The following is a 14,928-nucleotide window of genomic DNA, read 5'->3' as shown; positions in this document are numbered from 1 at the left end:
GCAGCACAAGGCTGCTCCTACAAAAACTCACTGAACCAATGAGTTCCATGAGAGCGGGTTTACCCGCGAACACGGGCGAAGCCCGTGCCCTCCAGCGCGGCGCCTGCCTCAGTTTTTCTTGCCCTGCACACTCGAAGCCCACTGCTCACTGCGATTGTGCCCGCTGGTCCTCAACAACCCCAGGTCCAGTGCATTTTCCCCATCCGCCGCGCCCTTGCCCTTGGCCATTTCGGCCACCGCGGTGCCCAGGTCCACTGGCGAGTTGGACGCATCGATCGACACATCCCGGCGATAGTCGTTACCGCTCAGTGTTTCCCGGCTAACCGAGTTGGCGTCGAGTACCACATCGCCTTTGGCCGACTGCAAGCGTGCCCCCACCAGCTGAGCGTTGCCACCAACCTGCAGGTCGATGCCGTCGCTACCTTTGAGCGTGGCCTGCTGGCCTACGCTGTCGCGCTGCGCGTGCGACACGTCGAGGCTGAAAGTGGGCGACAGCCCCGGGTCTGCCTTGCTCAGGGCGGAGCCAGCTTTTTCATTCACCTTGCTCCCCAGCGGCCCTGCCATCGAAGTGGCCGCGTTGACGTAGCCCCGCGGGTTTTTCTCCTGGCTCAGGCGGGCATCGCCTTTAACGCTCAGGGTATCGACGCTGTCCTTGCGGCTGGCGATACGCAGGTCGCCATCGATCATTCCCTTGATATGCCCAGCTTCCACGGTGGCGCCTTCGAGGCGGGTATCGCCGCGGCTTTGCAAGTCGATGCGCTCGGCGCGCAGGTCGCTGGCATTCCAGGTGAGGTTGTCGCGCTTGTCGAGCTCCACCTTGAGGCGGCCATGCAGGCCGCGGGTGTCGAGCGCGCCCTTGGCCATGTCGAAGCCGGCGCCGGCGGTGATGTCGAGGTTGTCACGTCGCTCCTGGCTGGAGGACGCTTCCACCAGCATGCCGCCATTCGATGCGTCGAGGGTTATCTGTTCGGCCGAGGCCTGCAGGCCCTCAAGGTGCAGGGCGACATTCTCGCGGGCGCTGCTGCCCAGGGTCACTGTGCCGTTGCTTGCGAACAGGGCATTCACCGCCTGGCGTGCCTCTTCGTCCTGCTTGCCGTGGCTGAAGTGGCCTCCGATGGCACCGCCCTTGGTGTCGCCAGCCTTGACCGCCAGCTCCACGCCGCCGCCCATCTTGGCGCCGGTAGCGTTCTGGGTGTCGCTGGCCGCCTTGACCTGCAGCCGACCGCCGCTTTGCAGTTGAATGTCGCCGGTCTTGGCCTCACGGCTGCCAATGCGGGTGCCTTCGAGCAACAGGTCGCCGCCACTGCTCAGTTGTACCTGGCCCTTGGCGTCGATCTGCGCCACCTGGGCCTTGCGCTGTGTGCTCTGGTTCTGGCCATGGTCGAGGTAGCCCCGGCCATCGACGCCGGTGCTGCCCGGGCGGTTGCCGACCTTGGCCCAGGCATTGCCGTCGAGCTGGCGTGACTGCTGTTCGACCTGGTCGGTTGCCTGGGGCAATGTCAGCGAACCGGCACTGCTCATGACCACGCTGCCTTCACCGCCATCGATGCGCGTCCCTTCATAATGCCCTGAGCTGCCCAGTTGCACCTGGATGCCCTGTTGCCCATACAGGCTGCCGGGTACGGCGCTGCTGGTGCTGTCCTTTTTGTCCAGCGAGCCGCCTTTGCCGGCGGCGCGTACATTGAGGTCTTCGCCGGTGCTGGTGTCCAGGCGCACATCGCCGCCGTAGGCCAGGCGTTGCACGGTATTTTCCTGGGTGTTCTCGGCCGCCTGCATCTGGTGTTGTCGGGCCTCGATCTGCAGCTTGCCGGCGTTGGCGCGCCAGGCGGTACCCTGGTCGGTGATGTTGTCGGCCTTGACTTCAACCTTGGCCCCGGACAACTCGCTCACCTGGGCAAAGCCGCGGCGCTGGTTTTCCAGGCGCTTGAGGTGGTCCACGGTCATGTCGGCGCCAACGCTGGGCGGCGCCATGGCGTCTTCGGGGGAGGCTTGCTGGAAGCGTGCGGCTTCTTCGCCCAGCACCAGGCGTTCGATGGGGCGGGTAAGGTCGCGATACTCGACACTGGCGCCGAGGCTGCCCGACCAGTCGTCACGGCTTTGTTCACGTTCCTCGGTATCCTGCACCGCGCGGTTGTCGATGCGTTTGGCAGTTACCTGCAGAGTGTTGCCAGCCTTGACGCGTGCGGCCTCGGTGACCAGTTCATCGCCTTTGAGCTTCAGGTCGCCGCTGGCCTGCAATGTGCTGCGTTGCGCCTTGCTGTCGCGTTCAGTCTGCGCCTGGCGGTTGTGATGGCCTTCGAACAAGCTGCCCAGCCGGTCGATGCCGCCGGTCACCGTCAAACCGCCGCCACTGCGGGTGGTGCTGGTGGTTTTGTCGCGGTCATTGCGGGTTGCTCCCAGCGTCACCTTTTGGGCCTGCACATCGAGGTCGCCTGCGGCGGCCTTCACAGTGGAACCGTTGACCTGCAGGTGAGCCCCGCTGCCAAGGCTCACCGAAGCTCCCCCGAGCTCACTGGCGACCTGGCTGGTGGTGCGCTGCCTGCTGCTGCTGGTGGCGACGTCATAGGCAATGCCGGCCGAATACTGGCGGGACTCGGGCTTGCCATCCTCGGCCTCCTGGGTCTGCTTGGCGCTGGCGGTGAAACCACGTTGCTGGTTACGGGTTTCGCGCTCGTCAACCGCTTGCGCGCTGGTAATCAGCAGGTCGCCCTTGGCCTCTACCTGCAGGTGCTCGCCCGCTACGACCTTGGCGCCCTGGATGCGCATTTCCTCGGCGCTGGCCAGGCGCAGATTGGTGGCCGAGCTGACGTCGCTGGTAAGCACCTGTTGCGTACGCTCGGTGTTCTCGCGGTCGCTGCCAATCAGGCCGAACAGCTTGCTGTCGCTGGTACGGTCGGTAGAGGTGGTGCGACCATGGTCGGCTTCGATGGCCAGTGAACCTTTTGTGCTGTAAAGCACCGAGTCCTCCTTGCCGAACACGGTACTGCCCTTGATGGCTACCTGGTCAGCTGTCACGGTAAGCTTGCCATCCGCCGTGACACTGCTGCCGGCAACGGCCTGGCCTTTGCTGTCGTTACCCTTGCGGTCGCCAAAGAAGGTGCCGGATACCAGGTCGCCGCGATAGTCGCGCCGGGTACCGCGCTGCTGCAGGGCGGTGGTAGCGATGTTTGCCTCCTTGGCTTCGATCGCCATGTCGCCGCGGCTGTGCAGGCTGCTCCCCTTCACATCGACAGTATTCTTGGCCTTGAGCGTCATGCGCTGGGCCTGGAGCGCACTGCCTTGTGCGGTTTCCTTGTACTGGTCGGTATCACTGTCACCGCGCCACAAGTCCTTGCGGTGGCGAACCTGCTCTTCGGTGTGCTGGCTGTCGATGCCGGCAGCGATGGCCAGGTTGGCGCCGCTGTCGAGGGTCAGCTCATTGCCAGAATCCACCTTGGCAGCCACCAGGCGCATGTCGTCAGCGGATTGCAGCAGCACGCTGTCCTTGCCTTGCAAGCGGCTGCCCTGTTGCTGCTGCTGGGTAGTGGTAGTTTCGCGGTTGTAGGTTTCGCGGGTGACGAACAGGAACTTCTTGTTCCAGCTGTCGCTGTCGCGCTCGATGTTCTCGCGGGTTGTGGCATCCAGCGTGAGCTTCTTGCCCGCCTTGGCCTCGATTCGCCGAGCCTGCCCATCGACGGTTTCAAGTGTCAGATCATCGGCAGCGGTCAGCCGCAGATCGCCCTGTTCGCTGTGCAGTTCGACGGGGGTGTCGGCCTTGCCGCTGACCTGCAGGGCGCCGGCCGACTGGATGTCGACCCCGTCGATGCCAAGCAGCTGCGATGCCCCCACACGCACACCAGCACCTTCTGCGGTGCTCACCACGCGAATGCGCCCGGCGCGCATGGCACCGAACAGGCTGGCATCGATGCTGGAAGGGGTACCGGGCAGGTGCTCGACAATTTCGCCGCTGCTGCTGTCGATGCGGTTGCGACCCACGGTGATATCGATGGAGTTGCGCGCCATCAGCAGCCCTTTGCTGTCCACGCGCGGGGCAATCAGCTCGAGGGCGCCGTTGGGGTTTCGCTGGCCGCCCTCGAGCACTTGCAGGGTACCGCTGGCGTTGAGCGTGTCGAGGTACTTCAGTTGCTGGCCCTCGAACTCGGGGGTACCCACCACGAAGCCGGCGCGTGTAGTGTTGATGAAACTGCCGCCGTTGAGGGTGATGCCATTGGGGTTGGCCAGTATGTAGTCGGCCGGGCGGCCGAAGATTTCCTGCGGCCCTTCGATCAGCGAGGCGTTGCGGCTGACCACCTCGTTGAGGATGGTCGAGGCGGCCTGGCCCTGGAATTGCGGGTTGGCCGCCAGGGCACCGGCCAGTTCCGACTGCCCGGCCTGGGTGGCATTGTTCAGCACCAATCCTGAACGGTCGACGTTGTAGTCGAGGAACTGGTTGTGTGACAGCCCGTTGGCGTTTGGCGCGACAATATCGATGACCGGGACGCCGTGGCCGTCGTTGATGACCGCTGTACCGCCGGGGCCGCTGGTTGCTGCCAGGCCGCCCTGGGCCAGTGCGGCGCCGGGCCCGAGCAGGCCGAGGAAGATGGCCCAGCGCAAGATATCCGGGCGGGAAGACGACTGCGAGAGTGTTTGCATGTTCTCGTTCTCTTTGTTGTGGGTGATTCAGATGGTCAGGGCCAGTTCCACTACCCAGAAGCCGGGTTCCAGCAGCGGGCGGGGTAGGTCGCTGGCGTACAGCGCGCGTTGGTAACCCAGGCGCAGGTGGCTGCCGGGCAGGCTCAGTTCCGCACCGGCGGTGGCCCCGGCAAGGCGTTGTGAAGGCTTGCCTTCGGCAGTGCGGGTCCAGCCCAGGTCCAGGCCGATGTAGGGGCGCACCTGCAGGGGAGCCGTCCAGCGCTCCGGCAGCGGCTGACTGGCGGTGTTGCGCCAGACGGCGCTGCTGGCACCGGAGTAGGTACGCAGGCGAAACCCGCGCACGGCCGAATCGTCGCTGACCAGCAACTGCTCGACGGCGGGTAGCGGGTCACTGCTGTATTGCAGAGCCAGCTCGCTCTGCCAGCGCCATGGGTGGCTGGCCGGGCCTTGGCGCAGGTGCAGCAGGTTGGCGCGGTACTTGCGAAAATCCGGGCGCAGGCGTTCCGCTCCCAGCGGTGAACGGTCGGCGCCGAAGGCATCGACGCCCTGGGCGACACCGAGGTAGCCATTCCACAGGCCGCCCTGGAGCCACAGCAGGTTGATACCCGCTTCCACGCAGACCAGGGTGGGGCTCTGCTGGACGATCATCGCGCCCGCGCTGCGGTTGACCATCTGCTTGCGGTCCAGCCGGGCGCTGGCGCTGAGCATGCCTTGCTGGTTGCGCCACAGCACCCGCTCGACGCTCAGGCCCTGGTAGCTGCTGCTGCCGTCGGCTACCTGGCGGCTGTGGGGGAGCGGCGCCTCGTAGCGCAGCTCGCTGGCGCTGAGCGCGAAGGTCCAGGCGCCGTAGGGGATGCTGTAGTACAGCGAGATGCCTTGGCTTTGCCCGGGCGCATCGAGCACCGTGCCGTTCAGTGACAGGCGCAGGTCATCATTGAGGCCCAGCGGGCTGTCCAGGCCGAAGCCGAGGTTCAGGCGATGACGCCCGGTCAGGTCGCTGCCGCGGTTGTCGAAGCGGCTGTCCAGGTGCCCGCGCGAGGCCACCTTGCGCGGCTGCACGACAACCCGGGTGCCGCCCTGCAGTTCACCGGGCAGCAACTCTGCGGACAGGTCATAAGCGCGCAGCCGGTTGAGCTGGTCGAGGCCTTGCTCCAGGGCTGGCAGGAACAGTGGCTGCCCGAGCAGGCCGGGAAAGGCGCCGGGGAGGGACAGGGGCAGCTCGGGGCCGGCCATTTCGATGGACTCGACGAACCCCTCGACGATGACCAGGTTCAGCGGTGCGCCGTCTTGTGGAGGTTGCTGCAGGTAGGGCCGGCTGGTCGGGTATCCGGCTTGCACATAGCGCTGGGTGATGGCTTTCAGCAGCCCGTTGATTTCCGCGATACCCATGCACGGGGTAATGAACCTGCGGAGGGTTGGCGTTAGCGCCGAGTCGGAAAGCTCGCGGTTGCCGGCCACGCGTACGCCGGTGATGGCCCAGCAGTGCTGGTCGTGGGGGAGGGGTGCGGTGGCGTCGTGGCTTTCGGCAGGGGCGGGCTGGCGCTGCCAGCGTTCCAGGCGCTGTTGCTGTTCCAGCTGTCGCAGCCCGCGCTGCTGATCGCGCAGTTGATGGCTGGCCGGGTCGTCGGCCAACGCCTGTGGTGCGGCCAGCAAACCTGACAGGCAGCAGGTGAGCGCCCAGCAGGTGGCGCGATGAATGTGGAACGGCATTGAAGCACCCCGCAAATGATGTACGGATTTCGTACTCGTCTGCGTGGATGCTAAAAATTAAGGGGTTCGCCTGGATGCAGTACCCGGCCTAAGCGCTTGTAGGGCGCGTTCTTGCCTGATGGTGGGAAGCTTCCTACAGCATCAGTTGAAAGGCCCGCTATCAGGGCCGAATTTCGATCAACGTGCCATCCCGCACCAGGTCCCACACTTCCTGCATGTCGCGGTTACGCATGGCAATACACCCATCCGTCCAGTCCAGGGTGTGGAAGTACCACTCCGGATACTCGTCGTTGATCGGCGTGCCATGGATCATGATCATGCTGCCGGCACTCACCCCTTCACGAGTGGCACGGGCCGCGTCGTTGATGTTCGGGTAGTTGATGTGTATGGCCAGGTTGAAACGGTCGCTTTGCTTGCGCCAGTCCAGCCAGTAAAGGCCCTCGGGGGTTTTCTTGTCGCCTTCGCGCTCCTTGGCGCCCTTTGGCTGCTTGCCCAGCGAGATGCGGTAGGTCTTCAGCGGTTCGCCACGGCTGATCAGTTGCAGACGGCGCTCGGACTTGATCACCAGCACCTTGTCGATCAGCGGTTGCATGGCCTGCTGCGAAGGCGACGGGGTTTGCACTGCCGGCTGGGGCTTGCGGATGATGGTCTCGGTGAAGGCCGCCTGGGACACCGAGGTAACGCAAAGGCAGAAAAGGGCAAGCAACCAGCGCATGTAACGGTATCCCTGAAGGCTTCTAGGTGGTGGGCGAGACGTTCATCGGCGGCAGGTATTCATGGCCTATGGGGTAGTGCTGCCCGATGCGATCGCGATAGTAGCATTCTAGTGTGCGAGTGACGGTGCGGAAAGCCAGCTCGCCCCACGGAATCTCATGTTCCTCGAACAGCCGCACCTCCAGGCTTTCGACACCGACAGCGAAATCAAGGTCCGCAAGCTCGGCGCGGAAGAACACGTGCACCTGGTTGATGTGTGGCAGGTCGAACAGCTGGTACAGGCTCATGCTGCCGACCCGGGCGCAGGCCTCCTCGACGGTTTCGCGACGGGCGGCCTGGTCCAGGGTTTCGCCGTTTTCCATGAAACCGGCGGGCAGGGTCCAGAAGCCGCGGCGTGGCTCGATGGCGCGCCGGCACAGCAACACCTGGCTGCCCCAGGTCGGCAACACGCCGGCGACGATGTTGGGGTTTTGGTAGTGGATGGTCTGGCAAACCTCGCAGACATACCGCAGGCGGCTGTCGCCCTCGGGGATCCGCTGAGTGACCGGCTGGCCGCACGCGCTGCAGAATTTCATGTGTCGTTCCTTTTGCTCCGGGCTATCTTGGCGCGCCGGCCGTGCCGTCGCAAGCGCACGGGGCTTGGGTGCTTCGCGCCTTTGGTGCATCATGCAAGGCAGGCCTTGGATATGAGCGTGCGCAATGCTGGACGAGCTACTTCGCCGAATGAGCAACCACCAACCCGCATCACTGGAAACCGACCGGCGGTTCCCCGAAGCGGCGGTCCTCTTGCCCATTACCCGCAGCGAAGCGCCCGAGCTGGTCCTGACCCTGCGCGCCAAGGGCCTGTCCACCCACGGCGGCGAAGTGGCTTTTCCCGGTGGCCGCCGCGACCCGGAAGACCCGGACCTGGTGTTCACCGCGCTACGTGAAGCCGAAGAAGAAATCGGCCTGCCACCAGGCCTGGTGGAAGTGATCGGCCCGCTCAGCCCGCTGATTTCGCTGCACGGCCTGAAAGTGACGCCATTCGTCGGGCTCATCCCCGATTTTGTCGAATACCGTGCCAATGATGCCGAGATCGCGGCAGTATTCACCGTGCCGCTGGAATTCTTCCGCCAGGACCCGCGCGACCATACCCACCGTATCGATTACCAGGGGCGCAGCTGGTATGTGCCCAGCTATCGCTATGGCGAATACAAGATCTGGGGGTTGTCGGCGATCATGATCGTCGAACTGGTCAACCTGCTGTTCGATGCCGGCATCAGCCTGCACCAGCCCCCGGAGCGTTACATCGAAAACTGAGCGGGGCCAACCCCGTCGTCTGCGTTGCAGCCTGAGGAGCAAGCATGAAATACCGCCTGGGCGACCTGCGGGTCGAGAGCCACCCCACCAGTTGGGCCGCACCCAACGCCACGCTGATCGGCAAGGTGCGCCTGCAGGCCGATGCCAGCGTGTGGTTTGGCGCGGTGCTGCGCGGGGACAACGAGCTGATCGACATTGGCGAAGGCAGCAACGTGCAGGATGGCACGGTGATGCACACCGACATGGGCTCGCCGTTGACCCTGGGCAAGGGCGTGACCGTTGGCCACAACGCCATGCTGCATGGCTGCACGGTGGGCGACTACAGCCTGGTCGGTATAAACGCGGTCATCCTCAATGGCGCGCGCATCGGCAAGCATTGCATCATTGGCGCCAATGCGCTGATTGCAGAAGGCAAGGAGATCCCCGACGGTTCGCTGGTGATGGGCTCGCCGGGCAAGGTGGTGCGCGAGCTGACCGAACAGCAGAAGCGCATGCTTGAGGCCAGTGCCGCGCATTATGTGCACAATGCCCAGCGTTATGCACGGGAGTTGGTGGTTGATGATGAGTGATGTAGTGGAGCGACCGGTGGCCTCGCCGTGCGTGAGTATCTGTGCACTGGACGAGCAGGATATCTGCACAGGTTGCCAGCGAACCGTGGCGGAAATCAGCCGCTGGGGGCGGATGGACAACGACGAGCGCCGGGCTGTGCTCAAGCGTTGCCATGAAAGGGCCGTGGAGGCCGGCCTCATCCTGTAGGCTGACGCGCCCCCTGTAGGAGCAGCCTTGTGCTGCGAAGAGGCCAGCAAGGCAAAAGGTGATCGTTTGCAGATATGGCCTCTTCGCAGCGCAAGGCTGCTCCTACATGTCCTGTGCATGGCTTGAGGTCGGTGCCTGCGGGTTTACCCGCGAACCAGCCAGCGGTAATCTGTGCGGCTTGCCCACAGACTACCCGCCATGTTCTATCTGATTGCCTACATCAGCAGCGTAGTGCTGATCAACTACGCCTTCTCCAGCGCGCCACACCTGGACATCATCTGGTCCGCCTGGGGCGGCCTGGTGTTCATCCTGCGCGACATGGTGCAAACCCGCTTCGGCCATGGCGCCCTGGTCGCCATGCTGGCGGCGCTGGTGCTGTCCTACGTCACCTCGGAACCGGCCATCGCTCTGGCCAGCGCCACCGCCTTCTTCATTTCCGAACTGATCGACTGGCTGGTGTTCAGCGTCACCCGCCGACCGCTGCGCGACCGCCTGTGGCTGAGCTCGGCGCTGAGCATCCCGGTGGACACCTTCATCTTCTTCGGCATGATCGGTGCCCTGACCCCAGCCGTGATCGGCACCGCCATGGCCTCGAAATTCGCCGGGGTCACCGCCGTATGGCTGGCCATGGCATTTCGCGCCCGGCGGGCCGCCGTGGCGGGTTGATGGTGTAGAATAGCGGTCCTTTTTCAGCGGGCGGCGCCAAGCCTGGTGCGGCCCCGGACGCCTTCGAGGACCTGAAATGACCCGTATCGGAACCCCTTTGTCGCCCACCGCGACCCGTGTACTGCTCTGCGGCTGTGGCGAGCTGGGCAAGGAAGTGGTGATCGAGCTGCAGCGCCTGGGCGTCGAAGTGATCGCCGTCGATCGCTACGCCAATGCCCCGGCAATGCAGGTGGCGCACCGCAGCCACGTGGTCAACATGCTCGATGGCGTGGCCCTGCGCGCAGTGATCGAGGCCGAGAAGCCGCACTACATCGTCCCTGAAATCGAAGCCATCGCCACCGCCACCTTGGTCGAGCTGGAAAACGAAGGTTTCAACGTGGTGCCGACCGCCCGCGCCACCCAGCTCACCATGAACCGTGAAGGCATCCGCCGCCTGGCCGCCGAAGAGCTGGACCTGCCAACCTCGCCGTACCACTTCGCCGACACCTACGAAGACTACGCCAAGGCCGTGGCCGATGTCGGCTACCCGTGCGTGGTCAAGCCGGTGATGAGCTCGTCGGGCAAGGGCCAGAGCCTGCTGCGCAGCGATGCCGACCTGCAGAAGTCGTGGGACTACGCCCAGGAAGGCGGCCGCGCCGGCAAAGGCCGGGTCATCGTCGAGGGCTTCATCGACTTCGAATACGAAATCACCTTGCTGACCGTGCGCCACGTCGGTGGCACCACCTTCCTCGAGCCTGTCGGCCACCGCCAGGAGAAGGGCGACTACCAGGAATCGTGGCAGCCGCAGGCCATGAGCCCGAAGGCGCTGGCCGAGTCGCAGCGGGTGGCCAAGGCGGTCACCGATGCCCTGGGTGGTCGTGGCCTGTTTGGCGTGGAACTGTTCGTGAAGGGCGACCAGGTGTGGTTCAGCGAAGTCTCGCCGCGCCCGCATGACACTGGCCTGGTGACCCTGATTTCCCAGGACCTGTCGCAGTTTGCCCTGCATGCCCGTGCCATTCTTGGCCTGCCGATTCCGGTAGTGCGCCAGTTCGGCCCTTCTGCTTCGGCGGTGATCTTGCCCGAGGGGCAGTCGCAGCAGACCAGCTTTGCCAACCTGGGTGCGGCGCTGAGCGAGCCGGATACCGCCATTCGCCTGTTCGGCAAGCCGGAAATCAACGGTACCCGCCGCATGGGCGTGTGCCTGGCGCGTGATGAGTCGGTCGAAGCGGCGCGTGCCAAGGCGACCCGTGCTTCGCAGGCGGTCAAGGTCGAGTTCTGATCCGATTGGGGCTGCGTTGCAGCCCATTCGCAGCACAAGGCTGCTCCTACAAGGGCAACGCATCCCCCTGTAGGAGCAGCCTTGTGCTGCGAATGGGGCGCAGGGCGCCCCCAACTGTTCAAAGTTCGGTATTGCGGGTCTCTTTCAGGCACAGCACGGCAATCAAGCTGATCACCGCCGCCACCGACACATAACCCCCCACCCAGCTCAACCCACCCATGCTCACCAGCTTCTGGGCAAAGAACGGTGCCGCCGAGGCGCCGACGATGCCGCCCAGGTTATAGGCCGCCGAAGCGCCGGTATAACGCACGTGGGTCGGGAACAGTTCAGGCAGCAGTGCCCCCATCGGCGCAAAAGTCACGCCCATCAGGAACAGTTCGATGGCCAGGAACAGCGCCACACCTGCGGTCGACCCCGAAGTCAGCAGCGGCTCCATGGTAAAGCCCGAGGCCACTGCCAGCAGGCCGCCGACGATCAGCACCGGTTTGCGCCCGTAGCGGTCGCTGAGCCAGGCCGACAGTGGTGTGGCCAGGGCCATGAACACCACCGCGAAGCACAGCAGGCCAAGGAACGTTTCGCGGCTGTAGCCCAGCGTGGTCACGCCATAGCTCAGCGAGAACACCGTGGAGATGTAGAACAGCGCGTAGCACACCACCATCGCCGCTGCGCCCAGCAGGGTCGGCAGCCAGTATCTGGAAAACAGGTCGACCACCGGCATTTTCACCCGCTCGTGGCGGGCGACAGCCTTGGCGAATACCGGGCTTTCTTCCAGCTTCAGGCGCACATACAGGCCCACCAGTACCAGCGCGGCGCTGAGCAGGAACGGAATGCGCCAGCCCCACTCGCGGAACTGCTCATCGCTGAGCACCAGGGCCAGGGTCAGGAACAGGCCGTTGGCGGCCAAAAAGCCGATCGACGGGCCCAGCTGCGGGAACATGCCGAACCAGGCGCGCTTGCCTTCGGGCGCGTTCTCGGTGGCCAGCAAGGCCGCGCCACCCCATTCGCCACCCAGCCCCAGGCCTTGGCCAAAGCGCAGCAGGCAGAGGATGATCGGCGCCCATACACCAATGCTTTCATATCCTGGCAGCACACCGATGGCCGTGGTGGACACGCCCATCAGCAGCAGCGAGGCGACCAGGGTCGACTTGCGGCCGATACGGTCGCCAAAGTGGCCGAACAGTGCCGAACCCAGCGGGCGCGCCAGGAAGGCGATACCGAAGGTGAGAAAGGCCGCCAGCATCTGCGCGGTGCCCGACCCGGACGGGAAGAACACCGGGCCGATCACCAGGGCGGCGGCAGTGGCGTAGACGTAGAAATCGTAGAACTCGATGGCGGTGCCGATAAAGCTGGCGGTGGCTACCCGCGCGGGCGAGTTGACCGGCGCGGCAGGCGCTTCGGCATAGGTGCTGCTGGTTGTCATTGAATAGGTCCCTGACAGTCTGGTCCGGCTCCATTGGGATAAGCCCCGCGGCGTGCAATGCAAAAGGGCAGGCACGGTGGCGCGGGCGCCGGAGCGTTTTGTTGTTGTGTGCGCCCGACTGACGATAGCCCAAGGGGGATAGGGGCGGGGGCGGGCACTGTTCGGGGTGTTGAAGCAGGACCGCGGGGCGTGTCAGTGGAGCGGACTGGCCGTGGAGCGCCGGGTGCGGGTAGCAGGCGGGACGGCGGGGCTGGGTAAGCGTGACCCGAGTATAGCTATCGGGTCACGGTCCACACCAGTACCTTGCTGGCACAATTGTCCTCTGTTTCGAGGATTTCCAGGCGATAGCGGCCGATCTTCAGGCAAACGGCGCTTTCCGGGATACTTTCCAGCGCTTCGGTGACCAGCCCGTTGAGGGTTTTCGGCCCGCCGTCGCAGGGCAGGTGCCAGCCCAGACTGCGGTTGATTTCACGCAGCGAAGCGGTGCCGTCAATGACGAAAGTGCCATCGGGCTGTGGGTGCACGTGGGGGTTGTCCAGGCTGTGTTCATCCTCGAACTCGCCAACGATCTCTTCGAGGATGTCTTCCAGGGTGACGATGCCCAGCACCTCGCCGTACTCGTCCACCACCACGCCCAGGCGGCGCTGCTGCTTGTGGAAGTTCAGCAGCTGCATTTGCAGGGGCGTGCTCTCGGGTACGAAATAGGGCTCGTAGCAGGCGCCGAGCAGCATCTCCAGGGTCAGCTCGGCCTTGGGCAGCAGGTGACTGATCAGCTTGGTATTGAGGATTGCTTCAACCTGGTTGATGTCGCTGTGGTACACCGGCAGGCGGGTGTGGCGGCTGACGATCAGTTGCTCGATGATGCGTTCGATCGGCTCGTCGAGGCTGATGCCATCCACTTCGTTGCGCGGTACCAGGATGTCGTTGACGGTCATCTTGTCCAGTGACTGCAGGCCGTCGAGCAGGCCGTGGCGCGGTGCTTCGTGTTCCTCATCCTCGTCGAATTCGTCGGCTTCCTGCGGGTGCAGGGCCACGGCCGTGGGTTGCACGCGGAACGGACGCAGGATCAGCTTGGCAATGCCATCCAGCAGGCAGGCTAGCGGTTGCAGCAGGGCGAGGGGTACTTTCAGCAGGCTGGTGCCGAGGCTGACGAACGCCTGCGGGTTGCGCCGGGCCAGGCGCCGCGGCAGGTATTCGGCAAATACCAGCAGGACGAGGGTGGCGGCCAACCCGGCCAGCCAGAAGCCGTGCTCGCCGCTATGGCGCTGGCCGAGCAGGCAGGCCAGGCCCAGCACCAGCAGCTTGCCCAGGCTGGCGCACAGCACCAGGGCCTGGGCCGGCAGCACGGGCTGGCCGTCCTCGCCGGTGCGCAGCGTGCCATTGAGTTGCAGGCGGGCGGCATCCACCGCGGTGAACAGCGCCGACCACAACAGGGCCAGTGCCAGGGTGCCGAATAGCGGTGCGTACGGCAGGGTATCCATGGGCGGCCGTCAGATATGCAGGATGAATTCGCGAACCAGCTTGCTGCCGAAATAGGCCAGCATCAGCAGGCAGAAACCGGCCAGCGTCCAGCGGATGGCCTTGTGGCCACGCCAGCCCAGGCGGGTGCGGCCCCACAGCAGCACGCTGAACACCACCCAGGCGATACAGGCCAGCAGGGTCTTGTGTACCAGGTGCTGGGCGAACAGGTTGTCGAGGAACAGCCAGCCGGAGATCAGCGACAGCGACAGCAGGCACCAGCCAGCCCAGAGGAAGCCGAACAGCAGGCTTTCCATGGTTTGCAGCGGCGGGAAGTTGCGGATCAGCCCGGACGGGTGCTTGTTCTTCAGTTGGCGGTCTTGCAGCAGCAACAGCAGGGCCTGGAACACCGCAATGGTGAACAGCCCATAGGCCAGGATCGACAGCAGGATATGCGCGAGGATACCCGGCTCTTCGTTGACCAGCGGCACCGTGCCGGGGGGCGCGAACTGGGCCAGCAGCGCTGTCACCGCGCCCAGCGGGAACAGCAGCACCAGCAGGTTTTCCACGGGTATGCGCAAGCAGGCCAGCAGGGTCAGGGCGATGACGGCCACGGCGATCAGGCTGGCGGCACTGAAGAAGTCCAGGCTCAGGCCCAGCGGGGTGATCAGCTGGAAGAACAGCGCACCGGCCTGGGCGAATACCGCGAAGGTACCCAGCAGGGCAAGCAGGCGCTTGTCGGCCTTGCGGTTCTGGGCAAGGTAAGAGCCCTGGTAGATGGCCGCTGCTATATATAGGCCGGCGGCGATCAGGTTGGGGATGAGGCTGGGTGAGGAGAACATAAGTCCTGGTTGGCGAGCCTTAAAGAGACGGAGTTTGGCATAGATCGCGCTGGTCTAGGAAGACTGGCAGACTGCGGTGCGGCATTCGCGGGTGAACCCGCTCCCACAGGTACGGCGCCGGTTTCGAATGTGGTGCAGGCCCTGTGGGAGCGGGTTCACCCGCGAAGAGGCCG

Annotated in this window: 12 protein-coding genes; 5 read left to right on the top strand and 7 right to left on the bottom strand. The window is 64.7% G+C overall.

The features are described 5' to 3' along the window. Window positions 1-108: 108 nt before the first annotated feature. From WM94_RS09145 to WM94_RS09130, 4 genes are all read right to left on the bottom strand, one after another. Window positions 109-4,632 carry a hemagglutinin repeat-containing protein gene (locus WM94_RS09145; RefSeq protein ID WP_061551016.1) on the bottom strand — a complete coding sequence of 1,508 codons (4,524 nt, stop codon included), beginning with the start codon at window positions 4,630-4,632 and terminating at the stop codon, window positions 109-111. A gap of 27 nt (window positions 4,633-4,659) precedes the next feature. Beyond that, window positions 4,660-6,342: a ShlB/FhaC/HecB family hemolysin secretion/activation protein gene (locus tag WM94_RS09140; protein ID WP_061551015.1), complete on the bottom strand. Its 1,683-nt coding sequence runs from the start codon at window positions 6,340-6,342 to the stop codon at window positions 4,660-4,662. 160 nt (window positions 6,343-6,502) lie between these two features. Continuing rightward, entirely contained in the window at window positions 6,503-7,057 is a 555-nt protein-coding gene (locus WM94_RS09135) for a murein L,D-transpeptidase family protein (protein WP_013971179.1), read from the bottom strand. A 22-nt stretch (window positions 7,058-7,079) separates the two neighbouring features. Then, the gene (locus WM94_RS09130) at window positions 7,080-7,631 is read right to left on the bottom strand and encodes an NUDIX hydrolase (protein WP_039612785.1); all 552 of its coding nucleotides are present in this window, start codon (window positions 7,629-7,631) and stop codon (window positions 7,080-7,082) included. A gap of 124 nt (window positions 7,632-7,755) precedes the next feature. Here WM94_RS09130 and WM94_RS09125 point away from each other — a divergent pair, with 124 nt between their 5' ends. The 5 genes from WM94_RS09125 (at window position 7,756) to purT (ending at window position 11,035) form a co-directional block, all read left to right on the top strand. After that, window positions 7,756-8,355 carry a CoA pyrophosphatase gene (locus tag WM94_RS09125; protein WP_003252125.1) on the top strand — a complete coding sequence of 200 codons (600 nt, stop codon included), beginning with the start codon at window positions 7,756-7,758 and terminating at the stop codon, window positions 8,353-8,355. A gap of 44 nt (window positions 8,356-8,399) precedes the next feature. After that, the gene (locus tag WM94_RS09120; RefSeq protein WP_015269134.1) at window positions 8,400-8,924 is read left to right on the top strand and encodes a gamma carbonic anhydrase family protein; all 525 of its coding nucleotides are present in this window, start codon (window positions 8,400-8,402) and stop codon (window positions 8,922-8,924) included. Continuing rightward, the gene (locus WM94_RS09115; RefSeq protein WP_061303200.1) at window positions 8,914-9,111 is read left to right on the top strand and encodes a DUF1289 domain-containing protein; all 198 of its coding nucleotides are present in this window, start codon (window positions 8,914-8,916) and stop codon (window positions 9,109-9,111) included. Before WM94_RS09120 ends, WM94_RS09115 begins: the two co-directional genes overlap by 11 nt. Before the next feature lie 198 nt (window positions 9,112-9,309). After that, on the top strand, window positions 9,310-9,777 hold the full coding sequence (locus tag WM94_RS09110) for a VUT family protein (protein ID WP_039612787.1): 468 nt from the start codon (window positions 9,310-9,312) through the stop codon (window positions 9,775-9,777). A 76-nt stretch (window positions 9,778-9,853) separates the two neighbouring features. Continuing rightward, window positions 9,854-11,035, top strand: a complete 1,182-nt coding sequence (gene purT, locus WM94_RS09105; protein ID WP_025337909.1) for a formate-dependent phosphoribosylglycinamide formyltransferase — start codon at window positions 9,854-9,856, stop codon at window positions 11,033-11,035. A 118-nt stretch (window positions 11,036-11,153) separates the two neighbouring features. Here the strand turns inward: purT and WM94_RS09100 are convergent, their stop codons facing one another. From WM94_RS09100 to WM94_RS09090, 3 genes are all read right to left on the bottom strand, one after another. Then, complete coding sequence (locus WM94_RS09100) at window positions 11,154-12,455, bottom strand: MFS transporter (RefSeq protein WP_061551014.1); 1,302 nt, start codon at window positions 12,453-12,455, stop codon at window positions 11,154-11,156. A 275-nt stretch (window positions 12,456-12,730) separates the two neighbouring features. Beyond that, complete coding sequence (locus WM94_RS09095; RefSeq protein WP_015269138.1) at window positions 12,731-13,936, bottom strand: transporter associated domain-containing protein; 1,206 nt, start codon at window positions 13,934-13,936, stop codon at window positions 12,731-12,733. A 9-nt stretch (window positions 13,937-13,945) separates the two neighbouring features. Continuing rightward, window positions 13,946-14,755, bottom strand: coding sequence for an inner membrane protein YpjD (locus tag WM94_RS09090; RefSeq protein ID WP_003259422.1), 810 nt, complete (start codon window positions 14,753-14,755; stop codon window positions 13,946-13,948). Window positions 14,756-14,928 lie beyond the last annotated feature (173 nt).

The organism is Pseudomonas sp. ABFPK (assembly GCF_001586765.1).
In the GTDB taxonomy this organism is placed as follows: Bacteria; Pseudomonadota; Gammaproteobacteria; order Pseudomonadales; family Pseudomonadaceae; genus Aquipseudomonas; species Aquipseudomonas asiatica.
This window is presented reverse-complemented; position numbering and strand designations above follow the sequence as displayed.